Genomic DNA, 19,863 nt, shown 5'->3' on the forward strand with positions numbered 1-19,863 from the left:
TTTCCTGCCCTCAAAGCCTTCATTTGCCAGTTTTTCTTCCGTTGCTGGATAAGCCTTGCGTGCTATCAATGTTAGAAGAAGGGAGGAGTTGCTACATTAAACAGCAGACTACAGGTTGAACCCACAGTTCATTGCAGGAGCCGTATGGTCCGTAAACTAAAGTACCAATTATCCTATTCCCCACTGCCCCAAGAGCGTTGGATGAAAGAACGGCGGGCCATGCGTAGGCCTGTGGGCGGAAGCATCGTTCTTTCTTGATGTTTTTGGTACTTTTTTCATCAAGAAAAAAAGGACTAGGGSTTTCGGCGCCCAWGAGCCGAGGCAAGGCTGTGCGTTGGTGTTTTAACAAAAAGAGTGCTTCGACAGGCTCAGCATGACAACTAAATAACAACTCTAAACGCTCTTTGCCGCGAGGCAACCTTCTTTGAGGGGCAAAGAAGGCAAACCCTTCGGCTTCTCCTAGGCAACCTTGCGCTCTAGCCCTCTCACAAAACTGGCAAACACAGGCTACGGTTTTGCTGAAGGGCAAAACAGCTATGCCTTTTCCTGCCCTCAAAGCCTTCATTTGCCAGTTTTTCTTCCGTTGCTGGATAAGCCTTGCGTGCTATCAATGTTAGAAGAAGGGAGGAGTTGCTACATTAAACAGCAGACTACAGGTTGAACCCACAGTTCATTGCAGGAGCCGTATGGTCCGTAAACTAAAGTACCAATTATCCTATTCCCCACTGCCCCAAGAGCGTTGGATGAAGGACTAGGGGTTTCGGCGCCCAAGAGCCGAGGCAAGGCTGTGCCTTGGCATAATAAAAAGTGCTTCGACAGACTCAGCATGACAAACTATAACAGCAAGAATGAGATTGCGAAGCCGATGAAAAATCGGCTTCGCAATGACGGGTAATGGGAGCGGAGGAATACTTAAACCAACAGCACCAAAATTACCCTATTTAGCACTGCCCCAAGAGCGCTGGGCTGAAAGAACGGCGGGCCACGCGTAAGCCTGTGGATGGAAGCATCGTTCTTTCTTGATGTTTTTGGTAATTTTTCATCAAGAAAAAAAGGATTAGGGGCTTCGGCACCCATGTGCCGAGGCAAGGCTGAGCGTTGCCATTTAACTAAAGAATGCTTCGACAGGCTCAGCATGACAAACTATAACAGCAAGAATGAGATTGCCACAGCCGATGAAGAAATCGGCTTCGCAATGACGGGTAATGGGAGCGGAGGAATACTTAAACCAACAGCACCGAAATTACCCTATTTAGCACTGCCCCAAGAGCGCTGGGCTGAAAGAACGGCGGGCCACGCGTAAGCCTGTGGATGGAAGCATCGTTCTTTCTTGATGTTTTTGGTACTTTTTTCATCAAGAAAAAAAGGACTAGGGGTTTCGGCGCCCAAGAGCCGAGGCAAGGCTGTGCCTTGGCATAATAAAAAGTGCTTCGACAGACTCAGCATGACAACTGAATAGGAGAGAGCAGAGTCAAGCCTGTGTTGATTATAGTGACTGATGAAGATGTAAATTAAAAACAACCCATAAAAAAAGGCTACTCAATTGAGCAGCCCTTATATGTTGAGAACGATTTAGTAACTATCTCAATGAATAAGTGTAACCCCCTTCGCAGTTGCCGCTAGCATTCCACTCTCTAGTACCACCAGCACTTACACAATAAATTTTAGTATAACCACCAGCTACAGTTACAGTTCCAGCACCCCAAGCATCTAAAGTGCCTTTGTAATAACCATCAACATAAACTTTAATGTAAAGACCAGTATAGTTGTCAAATTTAACTGTACAAGCAGCACCACGAGCTTTAGCTACTGGTTTAGCATCTGAAGTAGGAGCATCCATTTTAATGTTTGGATTAGCGCCCCTAGTTTTAACAGCTGCAGTAGATTTTACGTCTACTTTCTTTTGAGCAAAAGCACTGGTTGATGAGAATGCTACTGCCATAAATGCGATCATTGCGCACACAATTAAGTTTTTTGTTTTCATTTTTTTAATTCTTTAAAGTTTAGCTAAAACTACATATCATTTATACTCCAAAAAATACCAACTTATAGGTATTTTTCTGAAAAAAAAATAAGGTACTTTAGCTTAAATTTGGTTGTAAAGCGCATATCTCTATCTTTCAGTACTTCTTAAATTTAATAGCCTCCTAAAAATAAATACCATGTTTAAATACCTATTTAAAAGAGACACTTTATTTGCTACCATCGCTGTATTTTTGGTAATGGGAATGTTCTCTTTTATTCCAATTAACACCCACTTTTTAGATCCCATACATTTAGCGCTTGCCGATTTTGATTACAATGATCTAGCTTATGCCAAAATGCATAAAAATGAAAGCACACCAGCAGATACCAACATTGTTGTGGTAAATATTGGCTATGGCAATAGACAAGATCTTGCAGCCATGATTAATAAGGTAAATAACCAAAACCCGAAGGTAATTGGAGTAGATGTTTTCTTTAAAGCGCAAAAGGATGCGGTAGGCGACAGCTTGTTGTTAGACTTGTTTAGTACCAATAAAAAGATCGTAACTGCATTTAATTTCGGTTCAGATAGCACCAAAGGATATTTTTACAAGCAAAGTTTAAGTAAAGGTTATGCCAATTTTGTGGGCGAAGAAGAAGGTGTAATTAGGCAATTTAGTCCGATTTTAAAAGAAGGTGACCAGTTTATAGCAGCATTTGCAGTAGCTGTAATGAGAAAAGCTGACGCTAAGAGCTACAACAACTTTATTAAAAGGAAACAGCTAACTGAAATTATCAATTACACCCGCAAAGCAGATAAGTATTTGGTAATTGATGGAATGGATTTAATTAACGGCAAAGCCGATAGCTCTATTTTAACTAATAAAATTGTACTGTTGGGCTATGTATCAAATACTGTTAATGATATAGAAGATAAACACTTCACTCCGATGAACGTAAAGTATACTGGTAAGTCATTACCAGATATGAATGGAATTTTTATCCATGCCAATATCATCAGCATGATTAAAGACCATAATTATATCCAAAAAATGCCAATTTGGTTAATGTGGATTATTGGATTTGTGCTGTGCTGGTTACACATGGCGCTGTTTATTAAAGATTACTTAGAAAATCACATCTGGTTTCACTTGTTAGCTAAAATAGCGCAGATTATTTCAGCAGTATTTTTTGTATACCTAGGTTTGTTGTGCTTTCATCAGTTTGATTTGAAGGTGAACATGACAGCAACATTGGCAGCAATTATTTTGGCTGTGGATGTACTCTATTTTTATGAGGCTTTTGCCATTTGGATGCATAAGAAAAACGGATTTAAAACAATTTTTACGCATAAACATGATTAAGTTGATCAAATTATTATCGATACTGTTGCTTGGTTTTGGCCTAAAAACTTTTGCAGCCGATCCAGCTTTTATTGTTTTTTACAATAGCGGTAAAGCAACTAAAACTGTTGCAGGTAAAGCTGTAGTATTAAAGAAAGGCGATCATTTGCAAAGCACTGATCAAGTTGTAATTCCAGAGAAAACCCAATTGGTATTGGTTTGTGCCAACTTCGCGGTAGTACAATTAAAGACCAAGGGCACAAAAGAATTAAAAACACTCTTAGCGCAATGCAATCAAAAAGCTGTATCTGCTTCATCAGCTTATTTTAAGTATGTATGGAATTCATTTTCTCATGCACATAAAGCTCCAGAAAAAGACCCAAGAGCCTACATGAAAACATACGGAGCTGCAAGTAGGGGAAAAGGCAGTTTAATTACCAAACTATATGTTGATACCATTCATTACTATACCGGGGCATTAACCATTGCTTGGACACCTATCAAAACTGTACCTAGCGAATTTTATAAGGGTGCTGTTGATGGTGATGCGGTATTAGTAGGTAAAGCCTCCAAATATGCTAAAATAGACTCTATTTCCACAAAATTAAAACCAGGCGTTTATTACTGGGACATGCAGGGGCAACAAAGTGCCAGAAGAAAGTATTTAAAATTATGGACGAAAGATGCTTATCAGGCTGCGGTTACTAAAATTTTAAATGGGATTGTGGCTACAACACCTGCTGAAAAGGCCTACCTAACAGGTTTTATTTTAGAGGAGCAACACTTTTTAGCAGAGGCGGCAAAATATTACCACCAAGCTGTAAACATGGCGCCTGCTAACCAAATTTATGTAGCTACGTTAACCAGGTTTAAACCGTAATCGCTTAACAATCAATAGTAATTGCTTGTTTACATTGTTTTAAGTAGGATAATTTAAAAAATTATTCCAATTATCCTTAGGAAATTATATCTTTGCACCGTTAAGTAGAAATGATTAATCATATCTTTTTATTTGATATGCATCCATAGCTCAGCTGGATAGAGCACCGGTTTTCTAAACCGTAGGTCATAGGTTCGAATCCTATTGGGTGTACAAATATTGTTAGTGCTTGTCAACAGGATTGTCAAGTAAATAGAAAAGCCAATAGAGATATTGGCTTTTTTGGTTTTTAATTATTTAAAATGTATATAGTGCTGGTACAAATAGTTTTGATTGTGGAAAGGATTATATCTAAAAATACTAGGAATTCGCTCCTCCTTCACGAGCAATTCTCGGAAACTATTTTCTAAATGCCCCTCAATCATTACTGTTACTGGCTTTGCCTTTTTTGCCCTTCAGCCTGCCTTATGGATTGCCTGATACTGATGGTTTAAATGCCATATATGGGGTTCCTATTGTTTTTTTATTGATAATCAGAAATAGATATAGAGGGGTGGATGCCGTAGTCTTGTGGCTTACTAGAATTAGTTAGTATATTGTCGGCTTTATTTTAAAGATAAATTAATGGATAATAGACTTCAATTCTTTACCGAATGGTATCATAAGGAAAATGAGCGACAGCAATCGCTAAATGAATCAATTAGTATTCCAACTGGGATTGTTTCTGCTATTTCGGTAGCATATTATTTTTTGATTTCTGAGTTCAGATTCGAAAGCAAAATTGATAATTTCATTGAATACTTATTTATTGGATTAATATTTACCTCAATTATTACATGGTCTTATACTGTTTACAATCTTTTTAGAGCATATAACGACCTATTTAAAGGATTCACTTATAAAGCAATTAATTTTCCAACTGTACTTAATACTTATTATGATCAATTAAAAGATTATTCAGATGATTATAATAAGCTTTATGAAGAATACTTATTGAAAGTAATTTCTGAATCGTTAGAACAAAACATTATTAATAACGATAGCAAATCAGGGTATTTACATTTGTCAAAAAGATATTTATTAATTACCTTGGTTCCATTGCTCATATCATTAGGGCCATTTGTATACAATTTTTTTAATACAGAAAAAGAACCTTATAATATTTCAATTGTTAACCACCAACCCAATAAAATAAAAATAATGGCAAAACAAACAACCAAACCAACTACCCCGCCTGCTCAACCAGGCATAAGACTTGTTAAGGAAGGGTCTCAAAAGCCTAGCCCTAAAGGAGGTAATAAATAAAGTCTTGAAGTCTAAATACTTCCTACTTTATTAGAATGACTCTAAATCGGCAAGACTGAACACAATGATTTTTTCTTGTTGATGCAGGCTAGGTATTTATTTTCAAAGTTGTGGGTTAAACATAAGAAGTCAACAACAATCCAGAAGGTAAGTATGTAATTGGTATAAACAAATATTCGCACTATATCGGATATTCGAGTGTAAACTTATAAACCAAAAAATTTAAGTAAGAATCTATTTTTCAATAAATTACAAGTTTTCCACCTACTCAAATAATTGATTTAAAGTTACCTACTTTCGACCTAACAAATAAAAATTAATTATGGAAGATAGTAATAGGGCATTACGAATTCTTCTCAAAGGAGAGAAGTTTGTAAATATGGAAGATGAATTTAATGTTCGTATGGGCGAAATCGAACTGGAACACTCCGATTGGTTTGAGAAAAATGAAAACTTTCATTCATCTTCTGAACTTGACACTTTAGGCAACCATTGGGTGTTGTATGATGATGGAAGTCGCTTAATGTTTAGCTTCATGCCTGAATCTAATCTTCCTGCAGTGATAAGGAACAAGTGTCAAAATGCCTTTTCTGACACATATAAATAAAGGCTAAATATCCCCTTAATTGAAATAAACAAGGGTTATGTGTGCAAACTGTTTTTATAAATCATAATTAGCTTTTTAACCAAATAAAATCCTTATTTACCTCTCTTAAGTTTAAAGCAGCCATCAATGCATTGTTTAGGCAATACTTTTGAATGATTTTACTTAGTTACTGAAGTGCAGTTGGACGAAATATTAAAGAAGTATACCGACGTAAAAATTAACATAATTAAACGAGAATTAATTATGTTTGGAAACAACCTTACTAATCTCAGTCTTCTTAGTTACAATATGAGCTATTTTAAGAAAATTGTAAAAGATAATATTTGGCTTTTTATTAAAGTGTCAACCCTTACCTTAATTGTTGCAACTGCGCTGTATTTAAAAGGTTGGACGTTAGCTCCTGAGGTTTGGGGTACAGTTGCAGACTGGATAATGATTATCGTTACTGGATTAACTGCAATTTTTCTTTACCAAAGTTTGAAGTCTCAACAAGACGTTCAAAAAATGCAGCAGTCGATTACCGTATTGGAACAGTATAGCCACATTCTCAATATCAGACCAGATTTTAAATGTTCAGTGAAGTGGTTGGATCAATCCAAAGAATTTTATATTGCAGACTTAACATTAGAAATTACTGAGAATATTCCTTTTAAGTTGAAACATAAATTTGTACAGACAAGTGAGGATTTTGAAGATATATCTGGTCACAAAGGGATGATTGATTGGCAGTCCACTCAAGTAGGATCGACAATACCATTTAGAATTAGGCTTAAAACTTTATCAGATAAAAATGGCTTAGTCTGTTCACTTGACTTATTCTTTGAAGATGCGATTGGTACAGGATATCTTACAAAGTTTATGATACTTTCAAATTCGCCAAATGGCACAAAAGCTGGTCCAATGATAGAGTATTTTCCAGAATTTATTATTTCTGACAAGTTAAAAAACCTATTAAGGGGGAATACACCTGAACAATTAGCTCAAGCTAAAAAGATAGAGGCCGAACTTAACGAACGTTTAAAGTAATCAAAAAGCAAGTTTTGAGGTATATAAATCGTTTCAGTAACCTGTAGCTAAATTATAATAGTATTAGATTGCATATTGAGAGGGTTAGTTAAACTGAACCAATGTATTAAATATAAAATTAAACTGAGAAAATGTTAAAAGAAAGAACATCTTGGATATCCAATAACTAAAAGAGTTATACGTTGACAGCTCTTTTCTCTCATCTAATAGCATCATATTCTAGTATTATATACTCTAGTCTTGTTCCTGTATGCCATTCCACCTCGGACAAGGAATTGAATAATGTTAATTAAAGCCATTTTTGATATTTTAGTTAAATAATAAGACCTATTAATGAATGAATTTATAGATTGGCTCTCAAAGTATCTTGGAATTGAAAAGAATCCAACTGCGACAATTATTGTTTCACTATCTGTTTTTTGTTTAGGTATCGTAATTAACGAGCTTCTAAAAGCAATAGGCAGATTTAGAGAAAGACGAGCTATTAGAGAACTAGTGCGAAGAAATTATCTGATTTTCCATAAATACCTATACCAGCAATCTCAAAGTTTAAAATTATTTGAAAGCCTTGTTACTGTTAAGGGTGGTCCAAATTTTAATGTGTATGTAAGACCTTGCTCAGCATTGGATAACTTTAAAGATATTTCATATAGTAACAGTTTCAAAGCTTTCTTCGTGGGCTTTGAGAATATTAAGCTTAAGGGAAGAATCAAACGTATACAGGCATTTGATAATCTTTATCATTGCATATCTACAATTAGAAAAGAGCAGGAAAAAATGTTTCCTATTATTGGTAGTTTTAAGGACGAAGCTGTTCAAATTATTAATAAATTGAACAAAAGTTTGAAAGAAGCATTTGAGGTAACAGCAGACGTTGCAGTTGAGTTAAGTAGCAAGCCCCCGAACCTAGAATTAAATAAATGGTTAAGTCACCGCCATAAAATATATCAAGCTTGTTTTTCTAAGGGAGATCCAAGTGATGTAAATGAAGTAAGAAAATACTTTATAGAAATTCTTGATTTCGAAACGGCTAATAGTAAGCCCATTACCACAATTATGAATTCGAAAGAATTTTGGTATTATCATAAAAAAATCCATAGCGCTTTGGGCGATATAGATTCATTGAATACATTAGTAAGCAACACAAAATCGTATTGCAAAACAATAAGTGATAAATTCGAATACACAGCTCAAGACCTCAAACATATTATCAACCGCTATTTAACTGAAAACTTAAATAAAAAGTACATTAACGTTGATTAAAAAAGTCGTTCAAAGTTTGTTCACCTGTGATATTCAAAATGTGCCTTCAGGCTTTCTCAAGGCCGAAATTCTCTGTAAATCTGAAATCAAATCCGCTAGATTAAAGTTTCCGGGGGTACCAAACCGGACAGGGATTTCCGCAAATCTTTCAATAATTGGTTTGAAGTGGGTTTTCCTTCGAGTACAGATTAGTTGGTGCTTGTCAATAGTATTGTTAAGTAAAATAAAAAGCCACTTTTAGAGGAATGGTTTTTGTTTTGATGGCTTGATGAATTCATCCAATTCAGAAACTCCAGTTCGTATCATTTCAATAATGTTTTGTGTTTCCAATGGAAGGGAGTGGTCATGGAGCAGTTCGGTCAATCCTAGTAAGTTGGCGATTGGTTTTCTGATCACATGTGACTGGATATGTTCCATCTGTTCAAGAGCAGCGGAGCTAAGCATAAACGCTGTGATGTCATAGCCAATGCAAAATACTCCCGCAGGATGGCCTTGCTGGTCGAACATGGCTTTGTAGTCCCACTGAGTGGCTATATAGCCACCCTTGCCGTCATGTTTTCGGATGGTTGCCGGAAAAATCTGCTGAGGGTTCGCAAAACATTGTGCAGAAACCTCGGAGCAAATGGCCATATCTTCCTGGTGCATGGTGATGGCATAATGCTGGTTTATCAAATCCCCATGCTGGGCTTCAAAAATTTTTTTATAATGACCGTTGAGGTAGCCGTATCTACTGTCCATCTTAACCGAAATCAGGTAGAAGGTGGTGGAGTTATCCAATAGTTCTTTTATAGCACTGAAATTTTTCATCGGAAAGTTAATAGACAGGTTTAGGGTTGTAGGTGTGCGGTAGTTGCTTTGATAACACGATTAAACCGAATATTGTTTAGATTTAAATAAAGGGGGCGTTTTATGGGAGTAATGAAAATAATGGGTCATCCATTTTCACACTATTACTGTAGCTAGAATTGGATTCAATCGTTCAAAATTTGTTCGCCTGGGATATTTACAATATGCCTTTAGGCTTCCCTAAAGCCGAAAATCGCTGTAAATCTAAAATCAAATCCATTAAATTCAAGCTCTCCTAGAGTACAAATAAGAAAAAAGCTTCCCGTATTGGAAGCTTTTTTAGTTTTAAACCGCATGTCGGCTTAATTATCTCTTTTTACTGATCTTTAGCTCATCGCCAATGCGTAATAAACCTAGATTAGTATGCATTATATTTTGCCCGAATAGTATTTTTTGACCGAAATTCCTGTAGGTAGAAAGTGTTTTTAATGGCTCTTGACTTTTTTCTCCTGTCTGTTGATCTACGGTAATCATTACACACCGGGTACAAGGTTTAGCGCTATAGAATTGAACCTCACCGATAGAAAATTCAGTAAACTCATCTTCAAGATGTGCATCACCGCCAGTAAAGACTAGATTAGGGCGAAAACGGTCCATGCCAATTCGATGTGCTAATTTTGTGTTCAATAGGTCTAATGAAGATTGGCCAATCATAAGGCTAGGGTATGCATCTGCAAAACCTACAGTCCCGTCATGAAGGGCATACCTCGGATCAACTTTACGCTTTTCTATTTGTGGCATTTTTACCAGTTTAGCATCCATTTGCAAGTAGGCCGAAAACCATTTGCTCACTTCGTTACTAACTTCCAAACCTGTGCAATGGTCATCCCATATATTTACCGCAATTGGTAAATCGAGGCTTTCAGTTATCGAAAAAGAGATGCTTTGATTTGGGTTGTGTTTGTGTTGAACAGTAATTGTGGTAGCAGTAATGCTGGTTTGAAGGAGCGCAAGCTGCGGGTATTTTCGTTGACTAATGAACGTTCCTACCCGGTCAATTAGCATCCATTCTCGGTCATGTTCAAGTCCACGGTTACTGATATAGCCCTGCTGAAGCGCAATGCCCCCAAGCGATTTGATGGGGTAAATGAATAGCTGTGAAAGGTGAAGTTTATCCATTTTTAAAGATAACAAGATTTAGCAGATATAGCTCGTCAGATGAAACTCAATAGATGAGCAAGCTAAAATAAGCCTTATTTATGGGTTTTAAGCTCAGGGTTGAAAGACTAAAGCCTAAAGGGGTGTATAAAGGATTTAAGTTTTTCAAAAAGTCTAGTGGAGTTTTTGAATTCTGTTTCATCTGATTCGTTTACAACCCAACTACTAGCTCTATGTTCCATGAAAATATGATGATTTCTTTTTTTGATAGCCTTAATTGCTCGCTTGCAATCTTTTTGTGTTTCTAAATCTGGGTGGTTTAAATTTTTCTTCAAATATGGAATGGCGTCTTCTCTTAGCGAATAAGCTAAAATGCAGGCACCTCGATATCTAACCAAAGTTGCTTTATCGCTCAATGCCAAAATTCCAAGTTTAAATGCGTTTTCATTAATACGTGCATACCTAATGCAAGAAAAGACTAAATGAACTCGACCCTGCCATTTTCTGAATTTAGGGTACGCCTGAAGGAAATATTTGGTAAAATCTATATTAAGTTCATGAATTTCTGACCAATATTTCTCTTGTTCTAACAAGTTTGACGTGTCTAATTTAAAGATTTGTGAGAATATAGAGTCATCAGTCATAAATTAATTCATTACACGATCTAAGGTATTGATTTTAGAGCAATTTTAAAATTGGTTCGAAAACTGTCCTACTGGGTTACATTAAAACTTCTCAAACGAAGCAATAAGCATTAAATCTCCTAAATAATTGGTTCGAACTTGATCCTTATCCTTTTATTTAAAGAGAATCTCGAATTTCCCCCTATAATCCATTCGCTTATTTGTTTTAATTATTTGATTTTCAATATTTTAACTTTTAATGTTCTTAGTCATTTTATAATAAAGTGTTCAATCTTTTTACATCTTCACTCTTTTCAATATTTATAACTAGCTTTAATAAAGCTATTTAAGTCGTTAACCTCTCAAATCTAAAAAAATGGAAAGAAAAGCTGTTGCTTTCTCCAACAATGATGTAATTACCATTGCATGGAGCTTTGATAAAAAGCCTACAGGATGCCTAGGCTTCGCTATTTATCGCATAGACCACCAAGGAACTGAAACTCCTTTGCCCAATAAGGCTACATTTCCTGACACTGAAAAAGACGTAAAGGATAAGTCATCTAGAAAATTTCCGATCCAGAAATTCTATTGGAAGGATGTATATGCCAGAATGGTAGCAGATAGTACTCAGAACCGTCTTTTCAGCTACAGGATTGTGCCGTTACAGGGTACTCCAGATAATTTGGTAGAGATGGACTTGGGGTCTTTAGTTTCTAATGTAGTGGAAATTTCTCCGGAAGTAGGGAGTAACATGAAAGCATATTTTAACCGTGGACTAATCTCTACACAAAAGGTAGCTAACTTTCTTGACGGCAATCTTGACGTTGATGGACTGAGAGCTCGTGTGGAAGATTTTGAAGGAGACGCTCGGCTACGCAATGATCTTTCTGGCGATATGGTTGAAGCGCTTACAGGGTTTATGAAAAAGGCAGAAAATTCAGGACGAATTTATGCAGGCCTGTATGAACTTGGCGACAAAGAACTGATCATGAACCTGGTAAACTTAGGTAGCAAGCTGAGTATCATACTTTCTAACTCGGTAAAAAAAGAAGATGATCTTGATAGGGAAATGTACATCCCAAAAGGCAAAACTAAGCCTGTATATCATAAAAAAAGTACCGATGCGAATGATAGTGCAAGAGAAAAGCTTAGGGCAGCAGGGGCAGAAGTCTATAAAAGAAATATGCCAGATGGGCATATCGGGCATAATAAATTTCTTATTTATGTAGATGGAGCCGATGTTCCAAAAGCGGTATTATTTGGTTCTACCAACTGGACACCTACTGGCCTTTGTACCCAAACAAACAATACCGTGGTAATTGAAGATGAAGCCTTTGCCCAGCGTTACCTAGATTATTGGGTTCAAATAAAAGCTGACAACAATGCTGCGGGAGAAGATAGAAAAAAACTACAAGCAGCTGATTTTAGGAAATGGAATTCTTCATCTGGTTCATTTGATATTGGTGGTGCGAAAGTGCAAAGCTGGTTTTCTCCAAATACACCAAAGGCCAGAGGGACGCGTGGACCGAATGAAGCTGTTCCAGTAGACATGACCGAGGTTATTAAAGTAATTGATGGGGCAAAACATGCTATCCTCTTTCTTGCCTTTTACCCGGGGGCACCTTCACTTGCGAACTGGACCGCCAAGGCCTTTAAAAAGAACAAGAACTTATTTGTTAGAGGCATGGTGACAAATGACAGTGCATCGGAAAATTTTTATTATGACCTAGTTGGTGGAACTCTACCCAAAAGGGAAAAAGGCAAATATGTTCCTGTTAAAGAAGATTACCGTGTTCGCTCTGCCGATGCATTTAATGGAACCAAAATACCAGAAGGTTGGAGGAAGGAAATATTAAGTGCAGGCTTTGCGATCATCCATGACAAGGTAATGGTAATCGACCCCTTCTCGAAAGATTGCGTTGTGGTTACGGGAAGCCACAACCTGGGACATAAGGCATCCTATGACAACGATGAAAACTTGGCAATTATTAAAGGGAACAAACGCCTAGCACTTGCCTATGCAACACACGTACTTGATATATACGACCATTTCTCCTTTAGGATCAATTATAAAAAATATGGAAACGGAAAAAATTTTTTAGAAACAGACTCTGAAAAATTCATGGGCAAGTATTTTGATTCCAATGGAGCTATCAAGAACGAACAGCTCAACTTTTGGTTGGATGGTGCGAAAAAAGGTTTATCTTGATTTTTAGATCAACAGTATATGCACGCTCATTTCCGATTGGACGCAAGTCAGGGTCATTCCTATTCAGGATGCATAAAATCGCATGGAAACAACTTTTTTGGTTCGATTACGACTAAGGGACGGCTGGAAAAAGAGCTAGACTTGCTGGTCATCTCCATTTTGAATTTAACTAATAAATAATATGTTTATAAAACGTGTTGAGCGCTGTTTTATTTGTATTTTCACACAAAATTGTATAAGTAGACGATGTTTATTAACTCAATAATGAATGTTCCTGTTTTTTTACAATGGAATAGTTATCACCTTATAGTAATTCGTAATTATCACTTGCCTCTTTTGAATTATTGACATTGACTATGAATAGAGAGAAAGATCTCATAAAAGCCAACAAAGAATTGGCCTTCCAAAACGAAGAAAAGGAAAAGCGTGCCGCCGAACTGATCATTGCCAATGTAGAACTTGCATATCAGAATGAAGAAAAGGAAAAACGTGCAGCTGAATTGATCGTTGCTAATGTTGAACTCGCTTTTCAAAATGAAGAAAAGGAAAAACGTGCCGCGGAACTGGTTATTGCTAACAAAGAGCTGGAATTTCAAAATAGGGAGAAGGAGAAGCGTGCAGCAGAATTAATTATTGTTAACAATGAACTGCTGTACCAAAACGAAGAAAAGGAAAAACGGGCAGCGGAATTAATAATCGCGAATAAAGAATTGATATTTCAGAATGAAGAGAAAGAGAAACGTGCAGCCGAATTGCTTATAGCAAACCAGGAGCTGGTATACCAAAATAATGAAAAGGAAAAAAGGGCTACAGAGTTAATAGTTGCCTATAATAAAATTAAAAAGGCGGAAGAATTTTTAAAGGAATACATTCGCGGACTGGAAGAGATGATGTTTATGACCCAGCATAAAGTAAGGCAGCCCATAGCCAATATTATAGGCATATCAAGCCTGTTAGATAAATTTATTGATACACCCGAAATGCTCAAGAAAATGATAGATTATTTGAAAGAGTCGGCAGTATCACTTGATGTATTTACTAAAGAGTTAACGGAATATATTGGTGAACTTGAAGAGAAAGGAAAGAATAAAAATATCACTAATTAGCAAACAGGCTATCGACTTTAAAATCTGAATCTATTCAAATCTGCACTTAGCAAATATATAACAATGGGATTCCCATCATTCTGTTTGGATTCTCCAAAACTCAAAAATAAGCTATTAACCGCATTCGTTTAAAATTTGGTTCAATTAGTTTTTCATCGAGTACCATTATTCATTCTATTTAAAGCTGCTAAATGGCTATAAAAGGTCATCATTGCTGACTCCTTTTTTACGCGAAACATTTTCTTTTAACCTGCCAAACTTATAAGTTAAGCCAAAATAGGTAACTCGATAAGGGCTCACATTGCTATTTACCTGTTCAAATGCATCTGTTTGCACATAGGTTTTATTGTTGAAATCTTTTTTAAAGAAATTATTAAAGTTTACGGTGCCAGATAGTTTGTCTTTGATGAGGGTATAACCTACATTAACTTGATAGGGTATAAAAGACCCACCTCTGCCCAAAACTGAATAGGACTGTTTCAAAAAACCACCACTTCCACTCAAGTTAAACCAATTGTTCAGTTTGTAGTTTCCATTAAAAAACAAATTGCCACTAAAACCTTCTTGTAGCACAGGTAGGCCACTATTGGTTTGTACGCTATTGTAACGCACAATGCTGTTCAATCCGAAGTTCAGTTTGTTGATCTTGGTACTAAAACTCATGATTACACTTATCTGTTTTTCTTTTCCAATATTTCCGCTAGTAGTGGATGTAACACCAGTAGAGGGGTCGAAAAGTGCATATTGGGAAATCATGTTATTGCTTAAACTACCATACAAAGTTAATCCGGCGAAAGTGTTTCCTTTAATAAATCGGGTTTGCAGGTTCACATTATGGAAGGTTTGGGCACCCAAATTTGGATTACCGAAAGTGATATTTAAGGGGTCTGTATTATATATGAAGGGATTTAAATTGGTAATGGATGGACGCTGTAGTCGGATGGTATAGCTCAGTACCGAACTTAATTTATCATTCCATTTATAGGTAGCCTGCAAATTCGGAATAAAATTGGTATAAGATTGGGTGATGGGTTTGCTAGTTGTGATAAAATTGCCCTCTACTGCAGTATATTCTGTTCTTATACCTGCCCTCAGGGCATAACTGCCTAGTTTAAAATTATAAGAGGCATATGCACTGTAAACATGCTGCCGATATCGAAAATTATTGGTATTGGCCGGATTGGGTAGATATGGATCTGCCGTATTCGTTCTAAACAGACTTTCGTAATCAGAGACAGCTTTTCTGGCGATAACTTTTATCCCTGTTTCTAGTTTCTGAAGTGCAGAAATTGGTTTTGAGTAGTCTGTTTGAAAGGTATATTCCGCATTTTTTTCTCGGTTGTCATTCATCAGGTCAAGTGACGCCAATGCACCGGTTTGGAAACTTGTAGTTATGGTTTTGCTTTTAGAGAGCTGGCCATTAAAACGAACGGTGAATTCTTCTTCCTTATTTTTTTTACCTTTTTTAATGTAATCTAAGCCAAAACCATCTGTATCTGTTCCGCCATCGGTAATCAGATTTAAACTTCCACCACTATTGGCATCACTTGTAACAATAGTATTAATGCTTTGATTAAGTGTAGAATTACGGCTGCTGGTGCCTAAACTCGCATAAGCACTTAATGTATTTACACTGTCAATATCATAGCTAATTTCTAGTGTACCAAAAGTGCCCAGGTTTTTCCCCGCTCTGTCACCAGTTAAAATCCGCTGTGCATATGGCATGCCATTAAAAGTTCTGGTATTGCTTTGGGTACTGCTCTGTATCGGTGAAAAAGAACCACTAGAACTTAGCATGGAAGTAATCCCGATTTTCCCGGTTCGAACGTTAAAGTTGGCACTTCCTTGGTAGTTAGTTAACGTGCTATAGTAACTGGAAACAGAACCGTTGCTGCCAGCAATTTTTTTATCGGTAATAATGTTAATGATACCTCCAATCCCTTCTGCGTCATATTTTGCAGATGGACTGGTAATAATTTCTATCTTCCTAACCAAAGCACCAGGAAATCCTTTCAGTGCATCTTTTAAGTTAAGGGCAAATAATGATGTTTCTTTTCCATTTAACAATACTTTGAAATTACTTTGCCCGTTGAGCTGGATATTATCATTGCCATCAACAGTAACAAATGGAGTTTTTCTGAGCAGGTCTATTGCATTCGATCCCTTTGCGGCCGCATCATTCTCTGCATTATAAATAATCTTGTCATCAGTAGTTTCGATGAGTGGCTTAGTGGCCACAATTTCTACTTGTTTGAGTCGGGTAGAGGTGGCGGCTAATAAAACAGTACCCAAATCTAGTATACCAGAATCTATTTTGTTAATGGGTACTATCCTAGTTTTATAGCCCATGGCTCCAATAGAAAGTTTGTAGTTTCCAGCAGGTATAGCTGTTAATGTAAAGCTTCCTTTTAAATCGGTTAAGCCTGTTTTAATGGTTTTTAAAGTTTCAGCATCTTGCAGTAACAAGGCCGCATCGACTGGTGTTTTAGTAATAGAATCAACAACACTGCCTTTAACCATAATCAAATTCTGGGCAAATGGTGTCATGCAACAGCAAATAAGAAATGTGGTAAGTAAAAATTTCATAAGGGTTATATCCGTTTTTTTTGATTATTTAATTTGGGTTTAGATAGTAGACGGCACAAAATGCAGAAAGTTGCATTAAGTACGAAATATTTCGTAACATAAGTGTTATGATTGGATATACCTAATAGTTGAGTTATGTGGTTGCGCTTGGCGAAGTGGCTACCATAAAAAATGTATTGGTAGGTTTTAAGATCCGTCCGCAAGCTGTAGCGCCAAAAAGTACGCGGCCAATAGAACTTGAAAAGCTGGAATTTTTCTACAAAAAATATCCATTTAATGTCGAGTTTGCACGTCCAATGGCTATAGCTGAATTGGCCCAACCTAAGGATGCGATAGCATTATTGAAAAATCTATCAATTCAGATAAAGTAGCACAAACCAGAGCAGCTATATTAAATGCATTAAAATCACATGGACGAAAGTTAACACCGAAGTGAAGGTTGATGAAATAGCAACCAATGCAGAAAATATTTTATTAGCTCCTCTAATAATCAAGTACAGTTATTTGGAAAAAGCATATATTTTGACTTAAGGGTACGATTTTTTCCATCAAATAAATTTTCAGTTAAATTCGATAGCATATTTCAGATTATTTTCAGAGATTTACGGTTAACATCCATTAATTGCTCAACAATCACATCCTAATCATGCCTCATCCAATCTCTAAAAAGGCGAGTCAAGCTAAGATAGATTATCTTATTCACCTTTTGAATATGATGTATCCGATCAGCGAATTGCTGAAAGATGAAATCAGTCAACATCTGGTCTCTTTCCAGGTTAAAAAAGATGAGGTTTTGGTTGAAGAAAACGGATACTGCCATTACATGTATTTCATTCTTAAGGGAGCATTAATGGGACGTACTGTATACAATAAAAAGAAAATTGTAACCTATATGTCGATAGAGAACGAATTTGTAAGTTCTATTTCAGGTCTTTATGGTACAAATGTTTCAAAGGAAGAAATTAGTGCTATTGAAGATTGTTCGTTAATCGCTATACATAACGATGTGTTAAAACGACTTTTTTTGACCCAGTTTGACTTGAATTTTTTATTTAGGGTAATGATAGAAAAATATTATACAGATGCACAAGAACGTACGCATATTGTAAGGGTTGGAAGCGCGAAAGAACGTTTTTTGTACTTTACGCAGACGAAGCCAGGTTATATGGAGCGACTACCTTTAGAACATATTGCATCGTTATTGGACATGAAACCGTTTACGTTGATCAAGATTAAAAAGCAATATGCATCAAAATTTTTTAAGGATAGGGAAACCGAAGAACTTTGTATCGCTATCGAAAAGTGCATGGTAGAAAACCAGCTATTTAAGGATAAAGAAATTAGTTTATACAGTTTAGCTAAGCATCTTAATTTTTCGACACATAAATTATCGGCTCTACTCAACAACCAGTTCGAGCAAAAATTTATGGATTTTGTAAACTTCTACCGTATCAATTATATTAAAGAACAGATTGCAATTCCAGGTTCTTTACAATATTATACCATCGAAACTTTAGCCAATAATGCGGGTTTTTCTTCTAGAAGTGCATTTTACAATGCTTTTAACAAAGTGGTAGGAATGAGCCCAGTTGATTATTCGAAAAGTTTGGTTGGATCAGTTGAAAGAGTCAATAGCTGTCAATAGCTTTTAAATACGCATCCACTAAGCAAATTGCATTATTTCTAAGTCCTTACCGGCCTAATCCTAATTCCTATCGCTCTTTATTAAGTACAACTTTCCGCTCTAATCTACCCTGTTTTTTTGTGTAGGTTTATAACTAAGGACAAAAACACGGAATCGTAAACCGTTGATTTATGATAGATTAGGTATCTTGGTGGCGGATTAAATTAACTAAAATTCAACCTCTTAACCAAACAAACAAAATAAATTTATGGAAACTACAATTGGAGAAATCCGAATGTTCGCCGGGAATTTTGCCCCTGCTGGTTGGGTAATTTGCGATGGATCAATATTAGATGTGTATCAATATGATATGCTCGCGTTGGTATTGGGCAGTACCTATGGTGGCGATGGCATGGAGACCTTTGGTGTGCCAGACTTGCGTGGACGTGTACCACTACATGTTGGCACTGCACCAGCGATTGCGCCAGTTAAGCTGGGTGAACTGGGCGGGAAAGAGACAGTAACCTTAACTGCAGATAATCTTCCTACGCACACCCACGGTCTTAAGGTGTTACAGATGCAAGGTACAGACGCTGATCCTGCAGGTAAAATGATGGCGATATCAGATGCTGCTTCCCCGGGTTACGTATCAATGTATAAGCCACTTCCAAAGCCAGATCCTTTGCCAGATCCGCCGCCAGCTGACGAATTTCCGACGCCAGTAGCGATGCAGGCCGGAAGCATATCATTTTCACCAGGTAAAAATGGACCGCTACCCATTATGCAACCATTTACTACAATTAATTTTATTATTGCTACAACAGGTATAATGCCTTCATTTAATTAAGACAAATAAATGGAACCATATTTAGGAGAAATAAGACTTTTTGGATTCGGATCGATACAAAAAGGATGGGCAGCCTGTGATGGGCAAATTTTGCAAATAGGCCAGAATAAACTTTTGTTTTCATTGCTAGGTACCCAGTATGGAGGTAATGGATCAACTACATTTGCTTTGCCAGATCTGCGTGGTCGTGCCCCAATGCATTTTAACGCATCTTTCCCTCAGGGAACGCCATCAGGTTTTAATGGGGCAACCCTTAAGTTTGAACAAATGCCGCCACATACACATATTGTGATGGTTTCAAATGCAGTGGCCAATAGTCCGGTTGCCGCGGGGAATCTTCTGACGATGATGGGTGATAAAAATTTTGCCGTTTCGCCAAAAAATCCCTCGGAGTCGATATTAGCGGGGTCTTCTGTAGGTAATACGGGTATTAGTTCACCAGTAAGCAATATGCAACCCTATAGCGGCATTATGTTCTGCATTTGCACAGATGGTATATTTCCATCAAAACCATAATTTATAAACTTTAGAAAAA

18 protein-coding genes and 1 tRNA gene are annotated in these 19,863 nt (G+C 36.8%); 14 read left to right on the top strand and 5 right to left on the bottom strand.

The genetic code is table 11. The features are described 5' to 3' along the window. The first annotated feature begins 1,000 nt into the window (after window positions 1–1,000). Window positions 1,001–1,303, top strand: a complete 303-nt coding sequence (locus FA048_RS06465; RefSeq protein ID WP_136839431.1) for a hypothetical protein — start codon at window positions 1,001–1,003, stop codon at window positions 1,301–1,303. Between the two features lie 276 nt (window positions 1,304–1,579). Here FA048_RS06465 and FA048_RS06470 read toward each other — a convergent pair whose 3' ends face one another. After that, window positions 1,580–1,984, bottom strand: a complete 405-nt coding sequence (locus FA048_RS06470; RefSeq protein ID WP_136839432.1) for a hypothetical protein — start codon at window positions 1,982–1,984, stop codon at window positions 1,580–1,582. Between the two features lie 178 nt (window positions 1,985–2,162). Between FA048_RS06470 and FA048_RS06475 the strand changes: the two genes are divergently transcribed. The 7 genes from FA048_RS06475 to FA048_RS06505 all read left to right on the top strand — a co-directional run bounded on the left by FA048_RS06475 (window position 2,163) and on the right by FA048_RS06505 (window position 8,389). Next, window positions 2,163–3,329, top strand: coding sequence for a CHASE2 domain-containing protein (locus FA048_RS06475; RefSeq protein ID WP_136839433.1), 1,167 nt, complete (start codon window positions 2,163–2,165; stop codon window positions 3,327–3,329). Next, window positions 3,322–4,188: a hypothetical protein gene (locus FA048_RS06480; RefSeq protein ID WP_136839434.1), complete on the top strand. Its 867-nt coding sequence runs from the start codon at window positions 3,322–3,324 to the stop codon at window positions 4,186–4,188. The genes FA048_RS06475 and FA048_RS06480 overlap by 8 nt, the downstream gene beginning before the upstream one ends. A gap of 139 nt (window positions 4,189–4,327) precedes the next feature. Further along, a tRNA-Arg gene (locus FA048_RS06485) sits at window positions 4,328–4,401 on the top strand. 411 nt (window positions 4,402–4,812) lie between these two features. After that, the gene (locus FA048_RS06490; RefSeq protein WP_136839435.1) at window positions 4,813–5,493 is read left to right on the top strand and encodes a hypothetical protein; all 681 of its coding nucleotides are present in this window, start codon (window positions 4,813–4,815) and stop codon (window positions 5,491–5,493) included. A 322-nt stretch (window positions 5,494–5,815) separates the two neighbouring features. Next, the gene (locus FA048_RS06495) at window positions 5,816–6,100 is read left to right on the top strand and encodes a hypothetical protein (protein WP_136839436.1); all 285 of its coding nucleotides are present in this window, start codon (window positions 5,816–5,818) and stop codon (window positions 6,098–6,100) included. 243 nt (window positions 6,101–6,343) lie between these two features. Continuing rightward, window positions 6,344–7,126: a hypothetical protein gene (locus FA048_RS06500; protein WP_136839437.1), complete on the top strand. Its 783-nt coding sequence runs from the start codon at window positions 6,344–6,346 to the stop codon at window positions 7,124–7,126. A gap of 333 nt (window positions 7,127–7,459) precedes the next feature. Then, the gene (locus FA048_RS06505) at window positions 7,460–8,389 is read left to right on the top strand and encodes a hypothetical protein (RefSeq protein ID WP_136839438.1); all 930 of its coding nucleotides are present in this window, start codon (window positions 7,460–7,462) and stop codon (window positions 8,387–8,389) included. Between the two features lie 237 nt (window positions 8,390–8,626). Here FA048_RS06505 and FA048_RS06510 read toward each other — a convergent pair whose 3' ends face one another. From FA048_RS06510 to FA048_RS06520, 3 genes are all read right to left on the bottom strand, one after another. Then, the gene (locus FA048_RS06510; RefSeq protein WP_136839439.1) at window positions 8,627–9,196 is read right to left on the bottom strand and encodes a PAS domain-containing protein; all 570 of its coding nucleotides are present in this window, start codon (window positions 9,194–9,196) and stop codon (window positions 8,627–8,629) included. A 345-nt stretch (window positions 9,197–9,541) separates the two neighbouring features. Further along, the gene (locus FA048_RS06515; protein ID WP_136839440.1) at window positions 9,542–10,354 is read right to left on the bottom strand and encodes an MOSC domain-containing protein; all 813 of its coding nucleotides are present in this window, start codon (window positions 10,352–10,354) and stop codon (window positions 9,542–9,544) included. A 107-nt stretch (window positions 10,355–10,461) separates the two neighbouring features. After that, a complete protein-coding gene (locus tag FA048_RS06520; protein ID WP_136839441.1) occupies window positions 10,462–10,977 on the bottom strand; it encodes a hypothetical protein in 516 nt (171 codons plus the stop codon). Window positions 10,978–11,332: 355 nt separating this feature from the next. Here FA048_RS06520 and FA048_RS06525 point away from each other — a divergent pair, with 355 nt between their 5' ends. Both FA048_RS06525 and FA048_RS06530 read left to right on the top strand, forming a co-directional pair. Then, complete coding sequence (locus tag FA048_RS06525; RefSeq protein WP_136839442.1) at window positions 11,333–13,165, top strand: phospholipase D-like domain-containing protein; 1,833 nt, start codon at window positions 11,333–11,335, stop codon at window positions 13,163–13,165. 356 nt (window positions 13,166–13,521) lie between these two features. Continuing rightward, on the top strand, window positions 13,522–14,271 hold the full coding sequence (locus FA048_RS06530) for a diguanylate cyclase (RefSeq protein WP_205943443.1): 750 nt from the start codon (window positions 13,522–13,524) through the stop codon (window positions 14,269–14,271). A 195-nt stretch (window positions 14,272–14,466) separates the two neighbouring features. On the opposite strand, the gene FA048_RS06535 is transcribed toward FA048_RS06530, so the two are convergent. Next, entirely contained in the window at window positions 14,467–16,818 is a 2,352-nt protein-coding gene (locus FA048_RS06535) for an outer membrane beta-barrel family protein (protein WP_169306822.1), read from the bottom strand. A gap of 176 nt (window positions 16,819–16,994) precedes the next feature. Between FA048_RS06535 and FA048_RS06540 the strand changes: the two genes are divergently transcribed. From FA048_RS06540 to FA048_RS06555, 4 genes are all read left to right on the top strand, one after another. Then, the gene (locus FA048_RS06540) at window positions 16,995–17,228 is read left to right on the top strand and encodes a hypothetical protein (protein WP_136839445.1); all 234 of its coding nucleotides are present in this window, start codon (window positions 16,995–16,997) and stop codon (window positions 17,226–17,228) included. Between the two features lie 341 nt (window positions 17,229–17,569). Then, window positions 17,570–18,502: a helix-turn-helix domain-containing protein gene (locus FA048_RS06545; RefSeq protein ID WP_205943444.1), complete on the top strand. Its 933-nt coding sequence runs from the start codon at window positions 17,570–17,572 to the stop codon at window positions 18,500–18,502. 247 nt (window positions 18,503–18,749) lie between these two features. Continuing rightward, window positions 18,750–19,328 carry a phage tail protein gene (locus tag FA048_RS06550; protein WP_136839447.1) on the top strand — a complete coding sequence of 193 codons (579 nt, stop codon included), beginning with the start codon at window positions 18,750–18,752 and terminating at the stop codon, window positions 19,326–19,328. Window positions 19,329–19,337: 9 nt separating this feature from the next. Beyond that, window positions 19,338–19,844: a phage tail protein gene (locus FA048_RS06555; RefSeq protein WP_136839448.1), complete on the top strand. Its 507-nt coding sequence runs from the start codon at window positions 19,338–19,340 to the stop codon at window positions 19,842–19,844. Window positions 19,845–19,863: the final 19 nt, after the last annotated feature.

The sequence above is a fragment of the Pedobacter polaris genome (genome assembly GCF_005116505.1).
GTDB lineage: Bacteria > Bacteroidota > Bacteroidia > Sphingobacteriales > Sphingobacteriaceae > Pedobacter > Pedobacter polaris.

What these genes read in the sequence shown, in the direction of transcription:
- FA048_RS06480 (WP_136839434.1), top strand. Translation starts at nt 3,322, where the DNA reads ATGATTAAGTTGATCAAATTATTATCGATACTGTTGCTTGGTTTTGGC.
- FA048_RS06525 (WP_136839442.1), top strand. Translation starts at nt 11,333, where the DNA reads ATGGAAAGAAAAGCTGTTGCTTTCTCCAACAATGATGTAATTACCATT.
- FA048_RS06470 (WP_136839432.1), bottom strand. Translation starts at nt 1,984, where the DNA reads ATGAAAACAAAAAACTTAATTGTGTGCGCAATGATCGCATTTATGGCA.
- FA048_RS06510 (WP_136839439.1), bottom strand. Translation starts at nt 9,196, where the DNA reads ATGAAAAATTTCAGTGCTATAAAAGAACTATTGGATAACTCCACCACC.
- FA048_RS06500 (WP_136839437.1), top strand. Translation starts at nt 6,344, where the DNA reads ATGTTTGGAAACAACCTTACTAATCTCAGTCTTCTTAGTTACAATATG.
- FA048_RS06535 (WP_169306822.1), bottom strand. Translation starts at nt 16,818, where the DNA reads ATGACACCATTTGCCCAGAATTTGATTATGGTTAAAGGCAGTGTTGTT.
- FA048_RS06465 (WP_136839431.1), top strand. Translation starts at nt 1,001, where the DNA reads ATGGAAGCATCGTTCTTTCTTGATGTTTTTGGTAATTTTTCATCAAGA.
- FA048_RS06530 (WP_205943443.1), top strand. Translation starts at nt 13,522, where the DNA reads ATGAATAGAGAGAAAGATCTCATAAAAGCCAACAAAGAATTGGCCTTC.
- FA048_RS06490 (WP_136839435.1), top strand. Translation starts at nt 4,813, where the DNA reads ATGGATAATAGACTTCAATTCTTTACCGAATGGTATCATAAGGAAAAT.
- FA048_RS06550 (WP_136839447.1), top strand. Translation starts at nt 18,750, where the DNA reads ATGGAAACTACAATTGGAGAAATCCGAATGTTCGCCGGGAATTTTGCC.
- FA048_RS06475 (WP_136839433.1), top strand. Translation starts at nt 2,163, where the DNA reads ATGTTTAAATACCTATTTAAAAGAGACACTTTATTTGCTACCATCGCT.
- FA048_RS06520 (WP_136839441.1), bottom strand. Translation starts at nt 10,977, where the DNA reads ATGACTGATGACTCTATATTCTCACAAATCTTTAAATTAGACACGTCA.
- FA048_RS06515 (WP_136839440.1), bottom strand. Translation starts at nt 10,354, where the DNA reads ATGGATAAACTTCACCTTTCACAGCTATTCATTTACCCCATCAAATCG.
- FA048_RS06555 (WP_136839448.1), top strand. Translation starts at nt 19,338, where the DNA reads ATGGAACCATATTTAGGAGAAATAAGACTTTTTGGATTCGGATCGATA.
- FA048_RS06505 (WP_136839438.1), top strand. Translation starts at nt 7,460, where the DNA reads ATGAATGAATTTATAGATTGGCTCTCAAAGTATCTTGGAATTGAAAAG.
- FA048_RS06495 (WP_136839436.1), top strand. Translation starts at nt 5,816, where the DNA reads ATGGAAGATAGTAATAGGGCATTACGAATTCTTCTCAAAGGAGAGAAG.
- FA048_RS06545 (WP_205943444.1), top strand. Translation starts at nt 17,570, where the DNA reads ATGATGTATCCGATCAGCGAATTGCTGAAAGATGAAATCAGTCAACAT.